This is a genomic window from Zhengella mangrovi, assembly GCF_002727065.1.
In the GTDB taxonomy this organism is placed as follows: domain Bacteria; phylum Pseudomonadota; class Alphaproteobacteria; order Rhizobiales; family Rhizobiaceae; genus Zhengella; species Zhengella mangrovi.
Window position 1 is genome coordinate 235932 of sequence record NZ_PDVP01000001.1, and the last position, 23866, is coordinate 259797.

Sequence of the window (23866 nt, forward strand, 5' to 3'; positions counted from 1 at the left end):
CTTTTCAAGACCCGGATCCGGCTTGCCGGCCGGCCTGCGATGTATTCCCGTCGCGCCCGCTCACGGTCGCACTTTCCCCCGTTGGCAACAGGCCGTTGGCAACGGCCTCCGGAGTGAGCAGCAGCAGTCCGTTCAGGGTTCCGAGCCAGGTCCGTCTATCCGGCGCCCGCCCGATGGTGGTAACCTCGCCGCTCGGCAGGACCGCGCCGCGGGTGATGGCGGATGCGGTCAGATCCGCGCCGACGACGCTGAATCCGTCGGTCTCGGTACCCAGCCAGACATGTCCGGCGTCGTCCTGGAAAAGGCTTCGCGTCTTCGCCGCCGCGAGCAGCGATCGCGGGATGTCCCGCTCGATAGCCCAGCCGGCCGGATGGCGGACGAAGAGAAGCGTGCCGCCCTGGTCGTGGAAGCCGGTGCCGACCCAGATGCGGCCTTGCCGGTCCTGCATCATCGCGGCAACCTGGCGGTTGGGCAGGCCGGTCTGGACCGTCCAGCTCTGCCAGTCTTGCGACGCCGCGTCGCGATGGTAGAGCCCGTCCTCGGTGCCCACCCACAGGCCGCCGTCCCGGTCGGCAAGCAGGCAAAGCACCCGGACATTGGCGAGGATGGACCGGCCGCTGACACGGCCGTCGGCGGGTGCGTCATCGATCGTCCAGACGCCGTTCGCATCGCCGGCCCAGACGCCCCCCGCGGGATCGATGGTAAGGCCGCGAACTTCGTTGAGCCGTGTTCCCGCCAGTTGGTTCACGGTGATCCATCCGCCCGCAGTCCGTATCGAAAGCCCCGTCTCGTGGCCGATCCACAGCTTTCCGCCGGAATCGCGGGCGATGGAAAAGGCGATCGGTTGCGCGGTGAAGCCTGGCAGTGCGACGGCCTCGGCTCTCCCGCCGTCGTGCAGGATTGTCAGGCCATTGCGCCCGGCGACGGCGAGGTCGTGTCCATCCGGGACCGCATCGAGAACGGGTCCGGTTTCCGCCACATGGGTCCAGCCTGCCGGTGCCACGTAGGACGGTGCGGGACGGAACACCCAGGCTGCGCCGGCCAGGACCACGGCAAGCCAGGCGGTGGTCCAGAACAATCCGGAATCCCGCAGGCCCGGACGCGGCGACATGGCGAGCGGCTTGCCCATCAGCCCGCGTCCTCCGTCATCATGGCCGTCAGCCGGCCGTCCTGGAGCCGCAGCAGGTTTCCGCCCAGCCGGCGCATTTCCTCCCGGTCGTGCGTGACGAAAAGCACGGCGACATCGCCGCTGGAGACCTGCTGCCTGATCAGGTCGAGGAGGACCGCCCGGGTCGGGGCGTCGAGATTGGCGAGCGGCTCGTCGAGGAAGAGATGGCGCGGGTCCGGCGCCAGGGCCCGCGCCAGCGCCACGCGGTGAGCCTGTCCCTGCGAGATCTCGCCGGGGTAGCGCCTTGCGAGATCGGCCACGCCGACGCTGGCGAGCAGGCCGAGCGCCCGCTCGTCCCGGTCCCGTTTCGTGCCGTGGGGAAAAGCGAAACCGACATTTGCCGCGACCGTCATGTGCGGCCAGAGCGTCGGCGACTGGAATACGAAGCCGATGCCGCGAAGATGCGGCGCAAGGCAGACGTCCGGCGCGCTCGCGACCATTCCGTCAATGGTGACGGTGCCGGCGTCAGCCCGGTCCAGCCCGGCGAGAATGCGCAGGAGCGTGGATTTGCCGGACCCCGATGGGCCCGTCAGGACCGTCATCGAGCCGTCGCCAAGCTGAAGCGAAACACCGTCGAGAACCGCTCTGCCGCCATGCGACCTGACCAGGTGTTCCGCCGCGATCATGCGGTCCTCCCTGCCAGGCGCGCCGCGCCGCGCGTGTTGAAAAGGGCCAGCAGGACGATGGCCGCGGCCATCGCCAGGAGCAGCATCAGCAGGCTGAGGCTGGCGACGGCGGCGGTGCTGCCATAATGCAGGAGATTGAAGATCCGGATGCTGAGCGCGCCCTGGCCGGGCGGCGCGATGAGGATGGTCGCCGCGAGCTCGCCAAGCGAAAGCGCGAAGACGATCAGGAACACGCCTGCCGCCGCGCGCCAGTAGAGCGGCAGGTAGATCCACCACCATGTCGCCGCGCCGTTTCCCCGGAACATCTGCGCCGCGTCGATCAGGTCCCGCGAGATCGTCCGGTGATGGGCATGGAACAAGAGGATGCCGATCGGCGCGAAACGCGCCAGCGAGGCAAGGACCGGCATGGCCGGACCGCCGTACACGGCGGACGTCGCATCGTTGTTCCAGAGGTGGATGAGGCCGATGCCCGTCAGCGTCCCCGGCATGGCGAGCGGAAGCAGGCAAAGCAGCATCACGAACCGGTTCTCCAGGTGCCGGAACAGCAGCAGGCCGAGCAGGATCGCGAAGAGCGCCGAGATCCCGGCCGACCCCATGCTGCTGACGATGTCGCGCGATGCAGCCGCGACGGTCTGCGCGAACACCGCCGGCGAGCCTGTCGCTTGGAGGAGGGCCACAACGGGAATGGCCGATTGCATCGCCAGCACGAAGAGCGCAACGGTTTCGAGCGACCTGAACCACGCTGGCGGCGTGTTGCAGGCAATCGCCGTGTAGGGCGGGGTGTCGGGAAGCCGCGTGCCGGTCTCGATCCGGCCGAGCAGGGCCGCGATGATCGCGATGCCGGTCAAGACCATGGGAAGCGCCAGCAGGAAGACGGCACCGGAGTCCGCCCCCGATCCGTAGGTCACGAACACGTCCATCGCGTAGGAGGGCAGCTGGAACAGGGCCGGCGTGCTGAAATCGGTCAGCGACAGGATCGCGGCCAGGCCGCCGCCGACGATGACCGACGGTGCCATCATGGGCAGTTCGATCCGCCGGAAGACCCGCCAGTCGTCGGCATGGATGCGGCCGGCATCCACAAGCATGGGGTCCATGCGCGCCATGCCCAGCAGCACGAAGCCGTAGGCCGCGGGAAGGAAGGCCATGGATTGCACCCAGAAGGCCGCGACGGCATCCGGCGCACTCAGGCCCGTTGCTGCCGTGCGCCCGAGCAGGGCGTCGATGCCGGCCCCTGCGCTCATCCAGGCATTGGCATGGACATAGGGCGGCACCGCGATCATGGCGAGCGGCGCCCAGTAGAGCAGGGCGGAAGCCCGGCCGGACCGCCGGCGCAGGCTCCGCGCGGCCAGGGCCGAAACGGTCACCGTGAAAACCGCGACCGAGAAGGCGAGCGCGATCGATGTCATGAACAGGCTGGCGCGGCGCAGGCTGGGCATCAGCGCATCGGCCATGCCCTCGCTTGCCGGTATCGCGGCGAGCAGGGCAAGGATCGGCCCGAGGCCCACGATCAGCCAGAGCAGGGCGCCAGGGACGGCCCTTGCGCGCTGCGCGATCTCCCTGCTCGATGACTGACGGGCCGCGGCTGTTGCCATCGCGTTACCTCACGATCCGGTCGCGCAACTCGCGGATCACGTCGCCCATCGTCCGGGCGAGGGCCGCGTAATCGACCGCCATCGGCTTCACCTTGGCAGGAAGACCGCAGGTCTCGGGCGAGAAGACACGGGTCCCGTCGATGCGAAACCATCCGGCGTCGGCGAGCTGGTCCGCCACCGCCTCCGAAAGGAGATGATCGATGAGCCGCTTGCCGGCTTGCGGGTTGGGGCCGCCCTTCACCAGCGCAACCGAATTCGGAATGACCAGCGTCCCCATCCCGTCGGCCGCCTGGTCCGGGAATACGACGCCGACTTCGTCCGGCTTCCTTTCGAAAGCCGAACAGGCATCGTCGGTATCGGTCAGGCCGAAGTCGGCAGTCCCGTCAGCGACGAGGTCGCGAACGACCGAGTTGCCATCGACGATGCGGACCTTGTGCGCCACGATCCTGTCGAAGAAAGCGCCCGCACGCTCAGGCCCCAGCGTGGTGAAGAGGGCGCTTGCATGGGTCGCGGACGTGCCGAACAGCGGATAGGCGATGACGGCCCGGCTGGTGTCCCGTCCGTCTGCGACCAGGTCGTAGATCGAGGTCGGCCAATCAGCTTTGTTCAGCCGGGCGGTGTTGATGATGAAGACCCTGGCCCGCCCGCCGAAAGCGACCCAGCGGTTTTCCGGTCCCGGCTGCGGTCCCGGGCGCAGCTTGTCGGGAAGATAGGGACTGAACAGGCCGGCCTGCGCCATGACTTCCGTCTGGACCGGCTCCCCGCTCCAGAAGACGTCCGCCCGCGGGGTGTCGGCCTCCTCGGCAAGGCGTTTCGCGAGGCCGCTGGTCTTGGCGGCTTCCACGTCGTAGACGGGCTTGACCTCGATGCCGGTTTCCCGGGCGAAGGTCTCCAGCACCGGCTCGGCGATTGTCTGGTCGATCGAGACATAGACCACGACCGACCCTTTCGACGGGTCGTCCTGCGAACAGGCGGTGACGAGGACCGCAGCCGAGAGGAGGGCAAGCAGCTTGATGCGCATGTCGATCACTCCTGCCGGCCCGGACCAGGGTGTGCCAATGTCATGCCAGTGCCTCCTTCAGGTCAGGCGTCATCTCGACCCGGTGGGTTTTCAGCGCGGCCAGGATTTTCGGGAAGGCTTTTTCCAGCGCGTCGGCCGCGATCGTGATCGACGTGCCATCGCGCATGTCCAGCCGGATCCCGGTCTCGTCGCGCGCCAGCATGATCGAGCCGGCCGCGCCGTATTTCCCGCTCAGGATCAGGAAGGGTGTCAGCGCCTTGATCCAGCGCGGCAGCCCGCGCCGGTGCAGGTCCACCTGCCGGATGGCGGAATAGGCCGCGAAACGCTCGCCCGATGACCGCCGCACCCGGAGGCCGTCCTCCTCGATCTTCAGCCAGAAATTCGCGTTTCGGTAGGCAATGACGAGAATGATCACGCTGATCAGCGCCATGGGCCAGACGAGAACCGCGGAGGGATGGATCTCTTCCAGCAGGTCGTCCCAGTGACCGCCTTCGATGGCCCGCGCGACAAGCGGGAGGCCGATGAAGAACGATGTCAGGAAAAAGCCGAGAATGTCCGGCCCGATCACGGCTGGTATCCGTTCATAGCTGTAGGCGCCTTCCGGCGGCTTCACGCGAGGCGGCAGGATGTAGGAAAGGATCGCGGCGGCGGCGGCGATCCCGGCCCAGAGGTAGTCGCCGAGCGCGAGCGAAACATACAGGAGCACCAGCGACGCCAGCGGTACGATCCGGCGCAGGATTTCCGCGAAACGGGAGCCCGATGACGCGGTCCTGCCGGTTTCGGTCGGTCCGGCGCCGGGCGGCGGCGCCCCGGCCTCCTGATCGGCCCTCGCCCCGCAGGTCGGGCAGAACTGATCGCCCGGTTCAAGTTTTCCGCCGCATTGTGCGCAGTGCAATGCCATCAACCGACCTCGACAAAGCTGACGAACCCGTCAGTCCCGGCGTCCTGCCGACCGGTCTGGCACGGCGGAACCGGAACTGCTTGACGTTCATATTTTCACAGCGCGCGACTTTGACCGTTGATATCCGTCAATCATTTCAGTGGTGGCTGATGCGATGCTGCAAAGGCACACCGACGGAACATTCCTGGTGGGCCGGTTCCCGGTTTCTGCGGCACCGGTTCACGGGCAGGGGTGTTCCCGGAAGATGTCCGCGAGGAAAGTTGCATGACGGAAGCAGCGAGTTTTTGCCCCGACTGCGGGGCGCGCCTGGAGCCGGGAACCGCGTTCTGCGGCAATTGCGGAGCACGGATCGAAGCCGCGCCATCACCGGCCCCGGCTGCGCCGAGACGCCGGTCAGAACCGCCCCAGCGAAATGCGCCGCCCGCCCGCCCCGCCCCGGCCGCCGCATCGCATGCAGTCTATGGCCGCCAGCCGGTCGACGCGGAGCCCGCCGCTTCCGCTCGACAGGGTGGGAGCAGCCTTTCTGCCGGCCGCGTGCTCGGTGCCCTGATCGTCAATGTCGTTGCCATGGCGGTTGCCTGGGCTGTCGGCTGGGGCGTCGGCGCCCTGCTCGTCTTTCACATTCCAGGTGACCCGCAGCTCACTCTCAACCAGATCCTGCAGTCCGGCTTCACGGCCAGCGACATCAATTTCGCGACCGAGGCCGCCGCGGCGGGACTGGTGGCCGGCGCGGCCGCTGGCCTGCTGATGGTATTTCCGTTTGCCGGCGTCATGGTCGCCGGACCGGGCCGGTTCCTGCTTGTCGCCGGCGGCTGGGCGCTGGCGATGAGCCTGTCCGTCTACGCCGCGATCCGGTTCAATTTCTACACCGTTGAACACATCGTCGGCTATATCGCGGCCTGTGGGGTCATCATCGGCCTGGTCAACGCGATCACCCTGGCGGGACGCAAGAAAGGCGGCATGGTCTTTCGCGTGCTCCTGGCCGCGCTGATCTTCGGCGCCGCTGCGGGTGTCATTCGCTACGCGCTCCTGCAGTCGTCAGGGCTTTGATGGCTGGGGGCGGCGATGGCAAAACCGGCTCTGCTCTTCGGATTGGGAACGGCGATGGTCATCGCCCTCCTGGGGGCGGGCTGGTTCTGGCCCGAAGCGCCGCTGCCGGCGGCAGCGCGCGCCGACCTGATTGTCGTGTCCAAGCACGAGCGGATGCTTGAAGTGCGCCAGGGCGACACCATCCTGAAGCGCTATCGCGTTGCGCTCGGTTCGAACCCGGTCGGGCCAAAGGCGCGCCAGGGCGACGGCCGGACCCCGGAGGGCCGGTACCTGATCGACAGCCGTAACAGGGCAAGCCGCTTTCACCTCGCCCTGCATGTCTCCTATCCTTCCGCTGCCGACAGGGCCCGGGCTCGCGCGGCCGGTGTTTCGCCAGGGGGCGATATCATGGTCCACGGCATCAGGAACGGCCTCGGCTGGATAGGCCGCCTTCACGCTCTCGTCGACTGGACGAACGGTTGCATCGCGGTGACCGACGAGCAGATCGAGGAAATCTGGGCGGTCACGCCCAACGGCACGCCGATCGAGATCAGGCCTTGAGAGGGAGACAGGACGATGAACCAGGAAGCGGCCAGGTTTTGCCCCCGTTGCGGCAATCCGCTCTCGGACGGCGAGACGTTCTGCTGGCAATGCGGCGCGCCAGTTGCGTCGGATGAAGGTGATCGGCGGGTTCCGGTCGCGGCACAGGCCGCCGCCGGGGCCGCATCCGTTCTCCTTTGGGCTTTCTGCTGGGCGGGCGCCTGGGCCATCGGCGTGGCCTTGGCCTGCTTCATCGCCTTCCAGCAGGTCGGCGGCACCTTCGCCATCCTTGGCCGAGTGTCCTCGGCCGGCAGCTTCATCGCCCTTATGGCATCGCTTTACGGCGCGGCGGGCCTGGTGGCGGGCGCCATGTCCGGCCTGGCTGTCCGGCTGGTCGACGGCGCGGACACGCCCGGCGCCAGGACGACGGTGATGATCGCGGGCGGCATCTGGCTGGCAGCATTCGCAAGCGGCGGCTTCTTTGCCCTGCAGCATACCGGCCCGCTTCCAAGTGGAAACGGTGACATCTACTCGTTCGACCTGTCGGCATTCCTGGTCGCCACCAGCCTCGCGCTGGGCGTGTGTCTCGGGTTGCTGGCAGTCTACATGATCCGGTCTTCCGTACCACGGCCCGGGATCAGGGCCGTGAAGATCGTGACCGCCTTCACTGCCGCATCCGGCGCTGCAGGTGTTGGCGCGGCGCTCGCTGTCATGCTGATCGCCGGCGCGCCGGGCATCGTCCGTTTCGCAAACTGACCCCTGTCTGATTCGACGAGGTTGTCGGCGCGCCATGGACCTTTTGGCAATTGGCATCGCGTACTCCCCCCTTATCGTGTTCCGGCCCGCATCGAAAGACGAAACGCTGAAAGCCGGGCACGGGAGGAATGCATGGAAAGGTGGGGACGGCGTGCAACGGCGCGGTTCGGCCGCGGCATCTGCGGCGCCCTGGTACTGGCCATGCCGGCCGCTGCGGCGCTGGCGGACGATGATCCCGAGGCAGCCGGCATCGATCGCCGCTTCGATCTCGCTTTCGGGATTATGGTGGCTTCCGACTATGTCGATGGCGCCGGGAGCAAGAGCGGCGGAAAGCCGGTTGTCCGGGTCTACGTGGAACCGCGCTTCGGCCCTTTTTTCGCCGGCGTGGCGATGGCCAATGTCGATCTCCGGGATCCGCCCGACCGTGCGCGACTGGAAACGAAAATCTACGGTGGCCTGCGCTACAGGCTGGAACCGCTCCAGCTCAAGCTGACGGTCGGCCGGACGATCTATGCCGGCCTCCCGTCGGAGAACGCGACGAGCCTCGAATTGGAAGCCGAGGCCGAACTCTCCGAACGGCTGGAAGTGGAAGCCGAGGTCGAGCACAAGGTCGAGCAGCAGGAATGGGAAATCAGGGCGGGGCTGGCCTTCAAGGCATTTGAAAAGACCTATCTGCTTGCCGGTGTCGGCCGGGAGTTCGGCGAGGACACGGCGACGTTCTGGATGGCCGGGATGCGCTACAGGATCAATGACTCGCTCTCGGCAACCCTCGCCTATCATGGGTCGCAGGCGGACTATCACAAGATCGTCGGCTCCCTGTCGTTCGATACCAGCATCAACAGGCTTGCCGGGCGGCCGTCTGACGGCGCAGACTGATGCCCGGCGAAACCGGTCGCGTCCCTGGTTCGCAGGGAAGACGTCGTGCCGGAATCCGGCACTGTTGAGAGGACCCGGCAAAATGGCTCTTTCCGTCCGGTCTTTGACCCTGCCAGCCGTGCTGCTGCTTGCAGTGACCGGCCATGGCCGTGCGCAGTCCGATGACGTCTCGGCCTACCTGTCCGACCTCGCCCCGCCGCCGGCCGCCAGGGCGCTGGAAGCGATCGATGGACCGGGGCGAAAGCTGCTGGCATTGCGCAGCTACCTGCGGGCCGGTCCAGGCCTCGCCGGCCGCTGGAGCTGGACCGAGGCGGAAATCCGCGCTTTTCAGGGCTCGCCCGAACAGAAGGCGATGCTCGCCGCTGTCGCGGCGGTGAAGGCCCGGTTTGCCGAAGACAATCCCGGCTACGAGCTATACGTGAACACCCGGATCCGGAGCCTGGATGTGCAGATCGGGCGCTGGAACGAAAACGGCTCTGTTGAGCAGGCCGCCGGGGATATCTACGCGGCGTGGACCGACGCGTTCGGCCTTGATGGTGATGGCCCCATGCCGGATTTCGAGGCAAGCGCGGCTTGGCTGAAGAGCTACCGGCCACCGGAACGCGCGCATGTGGCGGCGCCCGGGCTGACCGCTCACGGCCAGGGTCATGCGATCGATTTCCAGGTGATGAAGGATGGCACCATTATCGCCGGTGCGGATTCCGGCCAGGTCGAAACCGTCTGGCGTGCCGATGGATGGGATCGCAAGCTCAAGCAGGCCATGGATGCCGCCGGTCCGTCCTTCTCCGGTCCGCTGACCTCCCCGGACGAGCCCTGGCACTATTCCTATGATCCGGACATTGCCACCGGGTCTGACCGTCACCGCAGCGAGCCGGCCGCGACCGCGGAGTGATTCGGCGTCTTATGTGGCGGTGGACCTGGCGGCCCTCCGCAAGTCCCATCACCGGCGCAGCGCCGGAAGCCGCACAAACCATCGCGTCAGGTCTGGAGAATCTTCCCTCTTGCACCAAGTGTAGCCTTGGCTATATTCCTTGGCCATGGCGGTAACGGAAGGCGCTCCATGATCTCCAGCGAAAGAACCCGCAGCGGAATGACGGCCGTCCTTGCCGGCGAGCGTCGCGGCGTCTTTGGGAAATTCCTGTTCGTGGGGCCTGCGGTCATCGCGTCCATCGCCTACATGGACCCGGGCAACTACGCCACGAACATCCAGGCCGGCGCCGGTTACGGCTATATGCTCCTCTGGGTGGTCCTGCTCGCCAATCTCATCGCAATGCTGTTCCAGGCCCTGTCCGCGCGCCTTGGCATCGTCACAGGCAGGAACCTGGCCGAAATGTCGCGCGACCACTTCCCCAGGCCCGTTGTCTGGGCCATGTGGGCGGTCAGCGAGGTGGCCGCCATGGCCACCGATCTGGCCGAGTTCCTGGGCGGCGCCATCGGCCTGGCGCTACTGTTCAATCTGCCGCTCTTCTGGGGCATGGTGGTCACAGCCATCGTCACCTATGGCATCCTGATCTTCGAGCGCCGCGGCTTCCGGACGATGGAACTGATCATCGGGACGATGGTCGCCATCATCGGCCTCTGCTACCTCATCGAACTCCTGATCGCCCCGGTGAACTGGAGCGAGGCAGCAACGGGTCTGGTCACGCCGGGGCTGCCGGATGCGACGGCCCTGACGATTGCCGTCGGGATCATCGGCGCCACGGTCATGCCGCACGCGATCTACCTGCATTCCGGCCTGACGCAGACGCGCGCCGTGATCCGCACCGAGGAGGAACGGCGCAAGGTCGTCCGGTTCTCCGATTTTGAGGTGGTGGTGGCCCTGGCCGTTGCGGGAATGGTCAACATGGCGATGGTGATGATGGCCGCCAGCGCCTTTCACCGCGGCCACAGCGAAGTGGCGGAGATCGAGACCGCCTATCACATGCTGACGCCGCTGCTGGGATCGGCGGCCGCCTCGGTCTTCCTCGTTTCGCTCATCACCTCGGGCGTGTCGAGCTCGGTGGTGGGCACCATGGCCGGCCAGATGATCATGCAGGGCTTCCTGCATTTCCAGGTCCCGGTCTGGATCCGCCGCCTGGTGACCATGGTTCCGGCCTTCGCCGTCGTGGCCATCGGTTACGATGCGACCGATGCCCTCGTGCTCAGCCAGGTCGTGCTCTCCATCGCCCTGCCGGTGCCGATGATCGCGCTGATCATCTTCACCTCGCGGCGCGACGTCATGGGCGCTTATGCGACCGGTCCTGTGGCACGCATCCTGGCCGGGATCGGCGCCGCTGTGGTCCTGGGCCTGAACTTCATCCTGCTCGCCGATACGTTTGGCGTGCCGATCCCCTTCCTTGCCGGTTGATGTGGGCCTGACGCACGACCGGCCGCTCCCGGTCAGCCGGCGTAGTCTTCGTCGCTCACCTTTTCCATCCAGGTGACCGCCGAGCCGTCTTTGGCTTCCTGGATGGCAATATGGGTCATGGCCACATCGGGCGCGGCCCCGTGCCAGTGCTTTTCGCCGGCGGGAAACCAGATCACGTCACCGGGATGGATTTCCTCGACCGGGCCGCCTTCGCGCTGCACCCGGCCCACGCCTTGGGTGACGATCAGCGTCTGGCCGTACGGGTGCGTGTGCCAGGCCGTTCTTGCGCCCGGTTCGAAGGTGACCGCCGCACCGGCGGCGCGGGCCGGGGATTCCGGCTGGAACAGCGGATCGATCCGGACACGACCGGTGAACCAGTCCTCCGGACCGGGCATGGAAGCCCGGGAGCCGACGCGTGAGATATTCATGGCAATAGTCCTTTCCGGCAGGGTTCGCTTTCTCCGGAAAGTCTAGTTCGGTTTTGCCATATGGAAACCCTGTTTCGGCAATCCAGGGGCATGCTCACCGCGTGGCTGTGCGGCGATGCCGGGTCCTGGGGCGGCCGCAGGGAACCGTTGGCCCGGCCAGCCGTTCGATTTCCATGGATATGCTGCACATGATCTTTTCCAGCCCCGCGTTTCTTGTCGTCTGGGCGCTGCTTGCCATTGCCAGTCTTGGCATCCTCGTCCGCGATCTGCGGACACGCAATTCCCATCTCATGCCGCTCATGAAAATGGTCTGGGGCCTGACAGTTGCATATTCCGGCCCCCTGGGACTGGCCATCTACTGGACCTGCGGGCGCAAGGAAATTCCCGACGACCGGCTCTGGCGCAGGTCCTTCCGCTCCGTCGCGCACTGCTATTCCGGTTGCGGCATGGGCGAGATTGTCGGGGTCATCATCGCCGCGGGTCTGCTGTCGCTCGGCAATATCGGCATATCGGTCACGACCTTCATCCTCGCCTATGTGGCCGGCTATGCCCTGACGGTTGGCCCGCTGGTCCAGGGCGGCGTCGCTTTCCATACGGCGATGTGGGATGCGGTCCTTTCCGAAACGCCGAGCATCGCGGTCATGGAATTCACCGCCATTGGCGTCAACCGGTTGATCGGCGGCAATACGGGCATCGGCGATCCCCTGTTCTGGTCGGCGCTGGTGCTTTCGCTGACATGCGGGCTGATCGCCGCCTATCCGGTCAACGTCCTGTTGATCCGCTTCGGCGTCAAGGAAGGCATGATGGATCCGCGCGAGACCCATTGAACCTGTCTCTCTGGAGCTGCGAAACGGTCGCGGGCGTCAGGCCGGTGTCTTGTCGGCGAGCGCCTCGCCGGCGCTTTCGAGCGCGGCTTCGATCTCCGCCTTTCCAGGCAGGTCGAGGATCGCCGCGACGTCCTTTTCATGCTCGCGGACGAGCGGCCGCAGCTTCTCGACGAGGAAGGCACCCCGGTCGGTGGCATGAACCAGAACCCGGCGCTGGTCCGCCGGGTCGGGTGCGCGGTGGACGAGGCCATTGGCCACCATGCGGTCGATCATCTTGGTCAGCGCCGGGTGGTTCATCAGCACCGCGCTGGCAAGTTCGCCCATGGCCAGCCCGGTGCGGTCGCCGAGACATTCCAGCACGCGCCATTGTTCCACGCTGAGGCCGCTCGCCTGGAGCCTGCCTTCGAGGTCGCTGTGAACGAAACGGTGGAGTTTCGCGATCAGATAGGCAAGCCTGTCTGTCTGCCTGTGAGCTGGCACATCGGTTCTCCCGGACTGACGCAAGCCGCCGTCGAATCGGGGCAGTTGCGCTGTCGCCTAAAATAGGCATAGTATACTTGAATTGGAAAGCTATTTAGACCTTTTTCCGGATTTGGCAACCGCAAACGTCGTGGGGTAGCTTCTGGGACAAGTGCCAGCACTTGACGAGCGTGACCGCTCCCGGCCGGATGAACGGCCCGGTAACCGATCCTATTTGCGCTACCGCGAACACAACGTGGCAGTTCTCGTGCCGATGGGGGGATCGGCCGGAATCTGGGGACCGTCCTGCATTTCCTCCGCCCAGCTTGCCGTCCACGAGATCAACAGCCACCAGGGAATAGACGGACGCCCATTGGCGCCGTTGTTTTTGAATTCCGACGACTCGGCCGTCGATGTGCTGGAGCGCGAGATCGCTGCCCTGATCGAGGAAGGCGGCATCGACGCCATCGTCGGCATGAACGTCAGTTCGGTCCGCCAGCGGCTCAACAAGATCGTCCGCGGGCGGGTGCCCTATGTCTATACGCCGCTCTACGAGGGCAACGAGCGCAGCCCGAATGTCTTCACCATCGGCGAGACGCCGGCCGACCAGTTGCAGCCCGCGATCCGCGATCTCTCCAGCCGTCTCCGGGTGCGGCGCTGGGCACTGGTCGGAAACGACTATGTCTGGCCCCGGACATCGCACGCGGTGGCCCGCCAGAGCATTGCCGAGTGCGGCGGCACCGTCACCTTTGACGGCTACGTGCCCTTCGGCCTCGAGGATGCCGAATGGCTCGTCGAGCAGATCGCCCGCACCGGGCCGGACATCGTGCTGCTGTCCCTCGTCGGACAGGACGCGGTCGCCTTCAACCGGGCATTCGGCCAGATGAACATGGACCGGCGCATCGTCCGGTTCTCGACGGCCATGGAAGAAAACATCCTGCTGGCTACCGGCGCCGAGAATACCAAGCGCCTCTACGCCGCGTCTTCCTATTTCTCGTCGCTGGCCACCCCGCAGAACGAGAGTTTCAAGGAGCGCTATCGCGGCATCCACGCCGGCTTCCCGCCGGTGCTCAACGCACTCGGCCAGTCGATCTACGAGGGGGTGCACTTCTACGCCGCCCTTCGCGAGCAGAGGCGCCTCGGAGTCGACGGGCCGGTCCGCTACCGCAGCGCCCGCAGCGGCGCCTACCTGTCCAACGACCGCAAGAGCATGACGATCTACCTGTCGCGTGCCGACGGTCACGACTTCAGCATCATCGACAAGCTGTCCTGACAAGGACCGGGCCGGTCGCCGCCGGGTGCCCGAAGGCGGAAAAGCTTTCCAGTTCAAATAAAAGCTTGAAATGGAAAATTACCGCTGCTAAGAATTTTCCAATTCAAGTAATATGCGGCCACGAAGCGCCGCCAGAGGAGGTCGACTTGTTCTGGACCGTTGTCGTTCTCGCCCTCATCGTCCTGGCCATCATCGCGATCGTCATCCTCAATCGCTTCTATGCGAAATCGACGCGTGACACGGCGCTGATCCGCACCGGCGCCGGCGGCCAGAAGATCGTCATCGACGGTGGTGCCCTGGCGCTTCCCTTCCTGCACAAGATCGACCGCATGAACATGCGCGCGCTGCGCCTCGAGGTGAACCGGTCGGGCAACAACGCGCTGATTTCCTCCGACCGCCTTCGCGTCGATGTCGCGATGGAGGTTCATGTCCGGGTCATGCCGACGCCCGAGGGCATCGCCACGGCCGCGCAGACCTTTGGCTCGCGGGCCTTTCGCGAGGACGAGATGCAGGTGCTCCTGTCCGGCAAGCTGATCGACGCCGTGCAGGGGGAGGCGGCGCTGCGCACGATGGACGCGCTGCACGAGGACCGGACCGGTTTCGTCTCCGCCGTCGCCGCGCGCCTGGCGGAAAACATCGCCAAGTCCGGGCTCATGGTCGATTCCGTCTCGCTCGTCCGTCTCGACCAGACGCCTTTCTCGTCCCTTGACGATACGAATGCCTTCAATGCTGTCGGCATGCGCCGGCTTGCCGAGCTGATCTCGGAAAACCGCAAGGCACGCATCACCGTCGAGGCGGATACCGACATTGCCATTCGCCAGCGCCAGCTCGAACAGGTCAAGCAGCGCCTGAAGATCGAGCGCGAGCAGGAAGAAACCGAGATCGCCAAGCGGCTCGACATCGAGCAGCAACGGATCAAGGCCGACACCGAGATCGAGACCGCCCGCACCCGGTCCGGGATCCTCGCCGAGGAAGCGCGAATCGAGCGCGAACGCGAGATCAAGCAGGCCGAGATCGAGCGCGACCTTCACTTGCGCAAGCGCGAGATGGAGGCACTGACCGAGGTGGAGCAGCAGAAGATCGGCAATGCCATCCTGATTGCGCAGCGCCGCGCCGAGGAAACGGCGGAACAGGCGAAGACCGAGGCGGCGCGCCTGCAGATCATCGAGGCGCAGGAGAACGTCCAGACGCAGAAGGACCTCGCGGTCGCCGAGCGGGCGCGCAAGCTGGCGCGTCTTCGCGCCGAGGAGGAGGCCGACGTCGACGACACCAGGGTGAAATCGCAGGTCAGCTCGATCCTCGCCCTCGCCAAGGCCGAGGGCCAGGCAACGGAACTCAAGGGCAAGGCCGAGCGGGAGCGCCTCGTTGCCGAAGCGGACGGCAAGCGCGCCCAGATCGAGGCCGAGAACGGGCAGAGCGAGGCATTGCTGCGCTCCCGCATAGAGATGCAGAAGGTCGACCGCCTGCCGGAGATCGTCACCCAGATGATGAAGCCGGTCGAGAAGATCGAATCGATCCGCATCAACCAGATCGCCGGCCTCGGGGGCGGCGGCAACGGCAACGGTGGCGCTGGCGGCGATACCTCGCCGTTCAACCAGGCGCTGGAGTCCATCCTCGGCATGTCGGTTCAGCTGCCGATGATGAAGAAGCTCGGCGACGAGATCGGCCTCGATTTCGATGCCCAGCTTGCCGGCAGGACCGCCGACGCGGCAGGCCGGGCAGCCTCTGCCACCCGCAGCAGGAAGGATTCCTGATCCGCAGGATCAGACAACAAAGGGGAACGAGAAAATGACGATCAGCAGACGCACGTTTCTTTCGACCGGTTCGGCCCTGACCCTCGGCGCGCTCGCCGCGCCGTCGATCATCGGCAAGGCCCTGGCCGCCGAAAAGATCAAGCTTGGCTCCCTGCTCGACACGTCGGGCCTGTTCGATGCCTATGGCAAGCCGATGGACATGGCCCTGCGCCTGGCGGTCGACCAGATCAACGCCGGCGGAGGCCTTGCCGGCCGCGAAGTCGACATCGTCGCCTACGATACCCAGTCCGACATGGCGCTCTACACCCAGTACGCACAGCAACTCGTCCGCAAGGACAAGGTCGATGTCGTGCACGGCGGCATTCTCTCCGCGTCGCGCGAAGCGATCCGGCCGACACTGCACAAGTCGAAGACGCTCTACTTCTACAACGTGCTCTACGAAGGCGGCGTCTGCGACCGCAACATCGTCGTCGACGGTGTCACGCCGGCCCAGCAGGTCGAGGTCCTCATGCCGGCGGCGGTCAAGAAATGGGGCAAGAAGATCTACATCCTTGCCGCCGACTACAACTACGGACAGATCACCGCGCGCTGGATGAAGAAATACGCCGAGGAGGCCGGCGGCGAGATCGTCTCGACCGACTTCTTCCCGCTCGACGTGTCGGACTTCGGCTCGACCATCGCCAAGATCCAGAGCGCCGCGCCGGACATGATTGTTTCCGCGCTCGTCGGCGGCGCGCACCTCTCCTTCTATCGCCAGTGGGCGGCAGCGGGCATGAAATCCAAGATCCCGATGGCGTCCACCACGCTCGGCGTCGGCAACGAGCACAAGGTGCTCACGCCCGAAGAGGGCGACGGCATCCTGGTCGCCTACAACTATTCGCCGGAATTGCAGACGCCGGCCAACGAGGCTTTCCTCAAGGCCTGGGCGGACAAGTACGGCGACACCAGCCTCATCCACGAAATCGCGGTTTCGCACTACCAGGGCATCCAGCTCTGGGCGCAGGCGGTCCGCAACGCCGGTTCGATCGATTACATGAAGATGATCGAGGCCATCGAGGGAGGACTGGCGATCGACGGGCCGGCCGGAAAGGTCAGCATCGATCCCAAGACCCATCACGCCGTTCTCGACGTGCACCTGATGGAATTCTCCGGGCAGAAGCTCAAGGTCATCGAGAGCTTCTCGCAGCGCCAGCCCGTCGACACGCAGGCTGTCTGCGACCTCGCGGCAAACCCGGACGACAACCAGCAGTACGAGATCAAGATCTAGCGACTGCCGCCGGATCGTCTCCAGCGAACCGAAACGCCTGACCGTCACCGGCACAGCCGGTGACGGAACGGGGAACGACGCATCGAAGGAAAGGGGCCCGGCCTCCCATGCCGGGCAATCAGGGTCAGAACGTGGATCTCGCCATCGTCGTTGCAATCCAGGTCATCTACTCCATCGCCCTGCTGGTCCTGATCAGTGCCGGTCTCGCGATCGTTTTCGGCATGATGCGTGTCATCAACCTGGCCCATGGCGAATTCATGATGGTCGGCGGATACGCGACCATCGTCGCGGTGAATGCCGGCGTGAACATCTACATCGCCATGTTGATCGTGGCGCCGCTGGCCGTCGGTATCCTCGGCCTGCTGATCGAGCGCCTGGTGATCCGTTTCCTCTACGGCCGGCTCGTCGATACCATGCTTGCCACCTGGGGCCTGAGCCTGCTCCTGATCGGCCTGGTCACCCTGATCTTCGGTAACACAACGACCGGGATTTCCCCGCCCATCGAGGGTTTTCCGATCGGTGCCTACCAGGTCAACGGCTACAACCTCTTCGTCATCGTCATCACCATCGTCATGGTGCTGGCGATCTGGGCCGTGCTTTCCGGTACGCGCTGGGGCCTGATCGCCCGCGGCACCATGCAGCGGTCCGACATGGCCTCGGCGCTCGGCTACAGCCCGGACCGGGTCTACATGATCACCTTCTTCGCCGGCTCGGCATTGACCGGCCTGGCCGGCGGCGTGCTGGCACCGCTGGTCGGCCTCGTGCCGACATCCGGCACGCAGTTCATCGCCAAGGCCTTCATCACCGTCATCTCCGGTGGCGCTTCGGTGATCGCCGGCCTCCTGTCCAGCGCGACCCTCTTCGGTCTCGTGTCGCAGCTCTTCACATTCTCCATCAACCCGATGGTCGGCGAGATCGCGCTCCTGGTCGCGGCCGTCATCCTCCTCCGCCTCCTGCCTCAGGGCATAACCGGGCGCTTCTTCAGGGGCAGCATGTGATGGCCGGTTCGCAAGTCAGGCAGACGGCCATCGTCCTCGTCATCGCGGTCATCGCCATGCTGGTCGCCCCGTCGCTCATCGACACCTACACCCTGACCGTCCTGATCATCTACGGCATGCTCGCCCTGAGCTTGGGGCTGATCTGGGGTTTCGGCGGCATCCTCTGCTTTGGCCAGGCCGCGTTCTTCGGCCTCGGCGCCTATGCCTATGCCATCGCCGCCATCAACATCGGCGAAAGCACGGTACCCTTCCTGGTCGGCATTGCCGTGCCCTTCGCCTTCGCCTTCGTACTCGGCGCGATGATGTTCTACGGCCGCCTGTCCGACGTCTATCTCGGCGTCATCACGCTCGTGGTCACGCTGATCCTGTTCAAGTTCATCAATTCGACCGCCGGTCCAGAATATGTCATCGGCAAGGCGCGCCTTGGCGGCTTCAACGGCATTCCGGGGTTCCAGACGCTGAACGTGCCGGGCGATCCGTCGTGGTACATCTACGATCGCAGCTTCTATTATTTCTGCGCCATCGCGCTTCTCGTGGTCTATGCGCTGGTCCGCTGGCTCCTGGCCAGCCCTTTCGGTCGCATCGCGGTCGCCATCCGCGAGAACGAGCAGCGCGTCGAACTGATGGGCTACGACGTCCGCTTCAGGAAGACGGTCCTGTTCGCGATCGGCGGCGCCATCGCCGGTCTCGCCGGCACGCTCTTCGCGTCCTGGGCGGAAATCGTGACGCCGGGCATGTTCTCGCTCTCCCAGTCGGCCGAGATCATCGTCTGGTGCATCGTCGGCGGCCTTGGCACCCTGACCGGACCGATCATCGGTGCCATGATCCTCGCGTACCTGAAATTCCTGCTCGGCCAGCAGACGCTCTTCGACAGCACGCTCCTGCTAGGCCTGATCCTGGTCCTGTCGGTTCTCTTCCTGCCGCGCGGCGTTGTGCCCACCCTCGCGCTTCTCTATTCGCGCATCGGCCAGGGCAGGCGGCGGCCGTCGACCCGTGCCACGGCCCGGCGCCGCATGAGGGCTTCGGCCGATGTCTAGCGTCCTGGAAACCCGCGGCCTGACGATGCAGTTCGGTGGCGTTACGGCTGTCGACAACGTCGACTTCCGGCTCGAGCGCAAGGAACTGCGCTGCCTGATCGGCCCCAACGGCGCCGGCAAGAGCACCTTTTTCAAGTGCCTCACCGGTCAGCTCAAGCCGACCGGCGGCCAGATCACCATCGAGGGCGAGGAAACCACCGGTTGGGATCCGCACTGGGTCGCCCGGCTCGGCGTTGGCGTGAAAACGCAGGTCCCGAGCGTCATGGACGGGCTGACAGTGCGCGAGAACATCTGGCTTTCGGCCTATCGCACCCACGGCCGCGAGAAGGCACGCCATCTTGCCGACGACGCGATCGAGCGGCTCGACCTCGGCACCATCGCCCGCTCGCTGGTCGGCCGCCTGTCGCACGGCGAACGCCAGCGCGTGGAACTGGGGATCGTCATCGCCGCCGAACCCTGGCTGATCCTTCTCGACGAACCGGCCGCGGGCATGACGGCGGAGGAAGTCGGTCGCATGGCCGACATCATCGCCGAGCTGAACAAGGAGGCGGCGATCATCATCGTGGAACACGACATGCAGTTCATCCGCTCCATCGCCCGCAAGGTTACTGTCTTCAGCCAGGGCCGCATCCTGGCGGAGGGCGATGTCGACGCGATCATGCGCGACCAGCGGGTTCGCGATGTCTACCTGGGCAAGAAGGCGTAGGGCGCGATGGCCAGCGAAACGGCACTCGAAATCAGGTCCCTCGCCGCCGGCTACGGCCGCATCCCGGTTCTGCACGGGATCGACCTCGAGGTCCGCCATGGCGAGATCGTCGGCATTCTCGGCCACAACGGCATGGGCAAGTCGACGCTCCTCAAGACCATCATGGGCTTCCTGCCGGCCCGCTCCGGCAGCGTCAGCCTCGACGGCGAACAGGTCACGCGGCTCAAGCCGCACCAGCGTTCCCTGCGCGGCCTGGGCTACATCCCGCAGGGCCGCGGCATCTTTCCGAAACTGACGGTTCGCGAGAACCTGCGCCTGGCCTGGCAGCATGATGGCGATACCGGCGAGGACGAGGCGCTGGAATCGGTCCTGTCCGATTTCCCGCGCATAACCCGGCTGCTGGATCGCGAGGGCGGCGCCCTGTCCGGCGGCGAGCAGCAGCTGCTGGCGCTGGCACGCGGGCTGATGGCCGACCCCTGGCTGCTCCTGCTCGACGAGCCCACCGAGGGCATCCAGCCCAGCATCATCGAGGAAATGGAGGAAACGCTGCTGCGCCTTCGCAAGAGCCGCGGTCTCACCATCCTCCTCGTCGAGCAGAACTTCGACTTCATCACGGCACTCGCCGATCGTGTCCTCATCCTCGAACGCGGCAAGATCATCGCCGAGTTCGACGGGGCATCGCTTGCCGATCCGCGCCAGGTCGAGGAATTCCTCGGTTTTGGCGGTGTGCGGCGAACCCGGGGCGCCTCGGCGCGTCCCGGCGCGCCGCCGGCTGCTGCCGCCGCCCGCCCTGAACCCTTTTCCCGTCCCGCCGTGGCCGAACCGGCGCGCGCGGCACCCGTACAGACCATCCAACATCGTGAAGCAGCCCGGCCCGCCGCTGGTGCAATGGAGGCTCGCATGAGCATCAGACGACCGACCCTTGACCAGATGCGCAACCTCGTGAGCGGGCTCGGCATGTCGATGGGCGAGCGCGAGATGCTCGACTATCTCACGCTCATGGAGGACAGCTTCAAGGCCTACGATGTCATCGACTCCATGCCGGACAACCTTCCCAAGGTGAAATATCCGCGCACGCCCGGTTATCGTCCCAGCGGGGCCGAAAACCCGATGAACGCCTGGTACTACAAGACCGAGGTGAGGGGCGCGGCCAGCGGCCCGCTGGAAGGCCGCAAGATCGTGCTGAAGGACAATGTCTGTCTTGCCGGCGTGCCGATGATGAACGGCGCCTCGACACTCGAAGGCTACACGCCCGACGTCGACGCCACGATCGTCACCCGCATCCTCGATGCCGGCGGCACCATTGTCGGCAAGGCCCATTGCGAATACTTCTGCCTGTCCGGCGGCAGCCATACCAACGCGACCGGCCCGGTGCACAACCCCTACCGGATGGGCTATTCCTCCTCCGGGTCCTCGTCCGGTTGCGGTGCGCTGGTCGGCGCCGGCGAAGTGGAAATGGCCATCGGCGGCGACCAGGGCGGCTCGATCCGCATGCCGGCCTCCTATTGCGGCGCCTACGGCATGAAGGCCACGCACGGCCTCGTGCCCTACACCGGCATCATGCCCATCGAACCGACCATCGACCATGCCGGCCCGATCACGGCCAACGTCAGGGACAATGCGCTGCTGCTGGAAGTCATCGCCGGCGAGGACGGCCTCGATCCACGCCAGTACTGCCCCCGCGTCGACCGCTATACCCAGGCCGTCGGCATGGGCGTCTCCGGCATGCGCATCGGCATCGTCTCGGAAGGGTTCGGCCGGCCGGAATCGGAAGCCGACGTCGACGACAAGGTACGCGCCGGCGCGGAGAAGTTCCGCCAGTTGGGCGCCATGGTGGAAGAGGTCTCTATCCCCATGCACCTCACCGGCGCCGCGATCTGGACCCCGATTGCCCTGGAAGGGCTGACCGACATCATGATGCATGGCAACGGGTTTGCCACCGGCTGGGAAGGGCTCTACGTCACCAGCCTGCTCGACTATCATTCCAACTGGCGCAGCCGGGCAGACGAGCTGTCGAAAAGCCTCAAGATCTCGATGTTCGTCGGCGAATACATGCAGAAGCACTATCGCGGCCACTACTATGCCAAGGCGCAGAACCTGAGCCGGCTTCTGCGCAAGGCATATGACGACGCCCTGTCGCGCTACGACATCCTGCTCATGCCGACGACACCGATGAAGGCGCAGCCGCTGCCCGCCCCCGACGATCCGCTGGCGATGCAGATCCAGCGCGCTTTCGAGATGGTCGGCAACACCTGTCCCTTCGACACCAGCGGCCATCCGGCGATGAGCATCCCTTGCGGCCTCAGCCAGGGCCTGCCCGTCGGCATGATGCTGATCGGCAAGCACTATGCGGAAAGCACCATCTACCGGGCCGCCGGGGCATTCGAATCGCTGGGAGACTGGCGCGCCATGTAGGCCCCGCCGCCTTGTCCCGGGAAGGAGGAGAATCGCGATGACCATACTGTCGGAATCGATGGCTGACCGGTTGTCCGTTAGCCTGTTTCAGGCGCCCGGCATGCCGGCGCCGGTGGGCGCGACGATCCGCCCGGTCGATGGAAAATCCTATGTCTCCGGCGATCGCTCCATTCCGCTGCGCCGCGCCACCATTCCGCAGGTCTTTGCCGAAACGGTGGCGCGCTTCGGCCCCCGCGAGGCGGCCGTCTTCCCCCAGGCAGGGAAGCGCTATTCCTACTACGATCTCGACCGGGAGGTGGATTCCTTTGCCAGCGGGCTGCTTGCGCTCGGCCTGAAGCCGGGCGACCGGGTCGGCATCTGGTCGCCGAACCGGCCGGAATGGCTGATCACCCAGTTCGCCACCGCCCGCGTCGGCCTCGTCCTTGTCACCATCAACCCCGCCTACCGCCTGTCCGAGCTGGAATATGCGCTCAACAAGGTGGGCTGCAAGGCGCTGGTCACCGCGGCCAGGTTCAAGTCGTCCGACTACCTGAAGATGATCGGCGAACTGGCGCCCGAACTGGCCACGAGCAGGCCGGGCGCACTGGCATCGGAGCGGCTGCCGCATCTCAGGACGGTCATCCGCATGGGGCGGGAAAGATCGCCCGGCATGCTCAACTTCGACGACGTCGGCCGGATCGGCGGGCCGGCCCAGCAGTTGCGCCTCGACGCGATCACCCGCCAGCTCGACCCGGATGACCCGATCAACATCCAGTTCACCAGCGGAACCACCGGTGCGCCGAAGGGCGCGACGCTGACGCACTACAACATCGTCAACAACGCCTGGTTCACGGTCCGCACGATGGGCTTCACCGAGGCCGACCGGCTCTGCATCCCGGTGCCGCTCTACCATTGCTTCGGCATGGTGCTCGGCACGCTCGGCTGCGTCACCACCGGGTCGTCCATGGTCTTTCCCGGCGAGGCCTTCGAACCGGCCACGACCCTCGACGCGGTTTCGGCCGAGCGCTGCACCGCGCTCTATGGTGTGCCGACCATGTTCGTGGCCATGCTCGACCACCCGGAGATTGCCTCCTTCGACCTGGCCTGTCTTCGCACCGGCGTGATGGCCGGTGCGCCCTGTCCCATCGAGGTCATGCGCAAGGTCGTCGGCACCATGCACATGCCGGAGGTCACGATCGGCTACGGCATGACCGAGACAAGTCCGATCTCCTTCCAGAGCAGCACCACCGACGGGCTGGAAGAGCGGGTGTCGACGGTCGGCCGTATCCACCCCCACGTCGAGGTCAAGATTGTCGATGCCGATGGCCGTACGGTGGACGTCGGCGTCCAGGGGGAATTATGCACCCGCGGCTATTCCGTCATGCGCGGCTATTGGAACGACGACGACAAGACCCGCGAATCCATCGACCCGAGCGGCTGGATGCACACCGGCGATCTCGCCACCCTCGACACGCAGGGCTACTGTCGTATCGTCGGCCGGGTGAAGGACATGATCATTCGCGGCGGCGAAAACATCTATCCGCGCGAGATCGAGGAATTCCTCTACCGGCATCCCAAGGTTGCCGAGGTCCAGGTGTTCGGCATTCCCGATCCGAAATACGGTGAGGAAGTCTGCGCCTGGATCGTGCTCCATCACGGCGAGACGATGACGGATGAGGAACTCAAGGCCTACTGCCAGGGTCAGATCGCGCACTACAAGGTGCCACGCCATGTCCGCTTCCGCGAGGCGCTGCCCATGACGGTCACCGGCAAGGCCCAGAAGTTCGTGATGCGCGATGCCATGGTGGAGGAACTCGGCCTTCCGAAGGCATCCTGAGACGGACCGGCGCGTTTCCAGTTTAGAAAA

The 23866-nt window shown here is 65.7% G+C and carries 22 protein-coding genes and 1 pseudogene; 16 read left to right on the forward strand and 7 right to left on the reverse strand.

Annotation, left to right across the window (positions count from 1 at the left end; translation table 11 throughout):
• Positions 1 to 4: 4 nt before the first annotated feature.
• Genes CSC94_RS01170 through CSC94_RS01185 form a run of 5 tightly spaced genes read right to left on the reverse strand, consistent with a single transcriptional unit; the run spans position 5 to position 5308 of the window.
• Complete coding sequence (locus CSC94_RS01170; protein ID WP_099302908.1) at positions 5 to 1129, reverse strand: ligand-binding sensor domain-containing protein; 1125 nt, start codon at positions 1127 to 1129, stop codon at positions 5 to 7.
• Positions 1129 to 1794, reverse strand: coding sequence for an ABC transporter ATP-binding protein (locus CSC94_RS01175; protein ID WP_165784286.1), 666 nt, complete (start codon positions 1792 to 1794; stop codon positions 1129 to 1131). Before CSC94_RS01175 ends, CSC94_RS01170 begins: the two co-directional genes overlap by 1 nt.
• Complete coding sequence (locus tag CSC94_RS24450) at positions 1791 to 3386, reverse strand: ABC transporter permease (RefSeq protein WP_165784287.1); 1596 nt, start codon at positions 3384 to 3386, stop codon at positions 1791 to 1793. Before CSC94_RS24450 ends, CSC94_RS01175 begins: the two co-directional genes overlap by 4 nt.
• Before the next feature lie 4 nt (positions 3387 to 3390).
• Positions 3391 to 4407, reverse strand: coding sequence for an extracellular solute-binding protein (locus CSC94_RS01180; protein WP_133122802.1), 1017 nt, complete (start codon positions 4405 to 4407; stop codon positions 3391 to 3393).
• 40 nt (positions 4408 to 4447) lie between these two features.
• Positions 4448 to 5308, reverse strand: coding sequence for a zinc ribbon domain-containing protein (locus CSC94_RS01185; protein WP_099302914.1), 861 nt, complete (start codon positions 5306 to 5308; stop codon positions 4448 to 4450).
• Between the two features lie 264 nt (positions 5309 to 5572).
• On the opposite strand from CSC94_RS01185, the pseudogene CSC94_RS25235 reads away from it, so the two are divergent.
• The 7 genes and pseudogenes from CSC94_RS25235 to CSC94_RS01215 all read left to right on the forward strand — a co-directional run.
• Positions 5573 to 5650: pseudogene (locus CSC94_RS25235) on the forward strand (zinc-ribbon domain-containing protein); the annotation flags it as partial.
• Between the two features lie 192 nt (positions 5651 to 5842).
• A complete protein-coding gene (locus CSC94_RS01190) occupies positions 5843 to 6358 on the forward strand; it encodes a hypothetical protein (protein WP_099302916.1) in 516 nt (171 codons plus the stop codon).
• A gap of 15 nt (positions 6359 to 6373) precedes the next feature.
• Positions 6374 to 6898 carry a L,D-transpeptidase family protein gene (locus CSC94_RS01195; protein WP_099302918.1) on the forward strand — a complete coding sequence of 175 codons (525 nt, stop codon included), beginning with the start codon at positions 6374 to 6376 and terminating at the stop codon, positions 6896 to 6898.
• A gap of 15 nt (positions 6899 to 6913) precedes the next feature.
• Positions 6914 to 7633, forward strand: a complete 720-nt coding sequence (locus CSC94_RS01200) for a zinc ribbon domain-containing protein (protein ID WP_099302920.1) — start codon at positions 6914 to 6916, stop codon at positions 7631 to 7633.
• A 132-nt stretch (positions 7634 to 7765) separates the two neighbouring features.
• Positions 7766 to 8509 carry a TorF family putative porin gene (locus CSC94_RS01205; RefSeq protein WP_099302922.1) on the forward strand — a complete coding sequence of 248 codons (744 nt, stop codon included), beginning with the start codon at positions 7766 to 7768 and terminating at the stop codon, positions 8507 to 8509.
• An 82-nt stretch (positions 8510 to 8591) separates the two neighbouring features.
• Positions 8592 to 9401 (forward strand): hypothetical protein, encoded by an 810-nt coding sequence (locus CSC94_RS01210; RefSeq protein WP_133122803.1) that lies wholly within the window; start codon positions 8592 to 8594, stop codon positions 9399 to 9401.
• Between the two features lie 168 nt (positions 9402 to 9569).
• The gene (locus CSC94_RS01215; protein WP_099302926.1) at positions 9570 to 10856 is read left to right on the forward strand and encodes an Nramp family divalent metal transporter; all 1287 of its coding nucleotides are present in this window, start codon (positions 9570 to 9572) and stop codon (positions 10854 to 10856) included.
• Positions 10857 to 10888: 32 nt separating this feature from the next.
• Here CSC94_RS01215 and CSC94_RS01220 read toward each other — a convergent pair whose 3' ends face one another.
• Complete coding sequence (locus CSC94_RS01220) at positions 10889 to 11284, reverse strand: (R)-mandelonitrile lyase (RefSeq protein ID WP_099302928.1); 396 nt, start codon at positions 11282 to 11284, stop codon at positions 10889 to 10891.
• A gap of 188 nt (positions 11285 to 11472) precedes the next feature.
• Here CSC94_RS01220 and CSC94_RS01225 point away from each other — a divergent pair, with 188 nt between their 5' ends.
• A complete protein-coding gene (locus tag CSC94_RS01225) occupies positions 11473 to 12111 on the forward strand; it encodes a DUF4396 domain-containing protein (protein ID WP_205853202.1) in 639 nt (212 codons plus the stop codon).
• Positions 12112 to 12147: 36 nt separating this feature from the next.
• Here the strand turns inward: CSC94_RS01225 and CSC94_RS01230 are convergent, their stop codons facing one another.
• Positions 12148 to 12591, reverse strand: coding sequence for a MarR family winged helix-turn-helix transcriptional regulator (locus tag CSC94_RS01230; protein ID WP_165784288.1), 444 nt, complete (start codon positions 12589 to 12591; stop codon positions 12148 to 12150).
• 151 nt (positions 12592 to 12742) lie between these two features.
• Between CSC94_RS01230 and CSC94_RS01235 the strand changes: the two genes are divergently transcribed.
• The 8 genes from CSC94_RS01235 (at position 12743) to CSC94_RS01270 (ending at position 23836) form a co-directional block, all read left to right on the forward strand.
• Entirely contained in the window at positions 12743 to 13843 is a 1101-nt protein-coding gene (locus CSC94_RS01235; RefSeq protein ID WP_205853203.1) for a substrate-binding domain-containing protein, read from the forward strand.
• A gap of 146 nt (positions 13844 to 13989) precedes the next feature.
• A complete protein-coding gene (locus CSC94_RS01240) occupies positions 13990 to 15597 on the forward strand; it encodes a flotillin family protein (protein ID WP_099302934.1) in 1608 nt (535 codons plus the stop codon).
• A gap of 34 nt (positions 15598 to 15631) precedes the next feature.
• Positions 15632 to 16864: an urea ABC transporter substrate-binding protein gene (locus tag CSC94_RS01245; protein ID WP_099302936.1), complete on the forward strand. Its 1233-nt coding sequence runs from the start codon at positions 15632 to 15634 to the stop codon at positions 16862 to 16864.
• Between the two features lie 131 nt (positions 16865 to 16995).
• Positions 16996 to 17862, forward strand: a complete 867-nt coding sequence (locus CSC94_RS01250; protein WP_099303921.1) for a branched-chain amino acid ABC transporter permease — start codon at positions 16996 to 16998, stop codon at positions 17860 to 17862.
• Positions 17862 to 18899 carry a branched-chain amino acid ABC transporter permease gene (locus CSC94_RS01255; protein WP_099302938.1) on the forward strand — a complete coding sequence of 346 codons (1038 nt, stop codon included), beginning with the start codon at positions 17862 to 17864 and terminating at the stop codon, positions 18897 to 18899. The genes CSC94_RS01250 and CSC94_RS01255 overlap by 1 nt, the downstream gene beginning before the upstream one ends.
• Entirely contained in the window at positions 18892 to 19605 is a 714-nt protein-coding gene (locus tag CSC94_RS01260) for an ABC transporter ATP-binding protein (protein WP_099302940.1), read from the forward strand. The genes CSC94_RS01255 and CSC94_RS01260 overlap by 8 nt, the downstream gene beginning before the upstream one ends.
• A 6-nt stretch (positions 19606 to 19611) precedes the next feature.
• Positions 19612 to 22020, forward strand: coding sequence for an amidase (locus CSC94_RS24965; protein WP_099302942.1), 2409 nt, complete (start codon positions 19612 to 19614; stop codon positions 22018 to 22020).
• A gap of 100 nt (positions 22021 to 22120) precedes the next feature.
• Positions 22121 to 23836 (forward strand): AMP-binding protein, encoded by a 1716-nt coding sequence (locus CSC94_RS01270; protein ID WP_245408244.1) that lies wholly within the window; start codon positions 22121 to 22123, stop codon positions 23834 to 23836.
• Positions 23837 to 23866 lie beyond the last annotated feature (30 nt).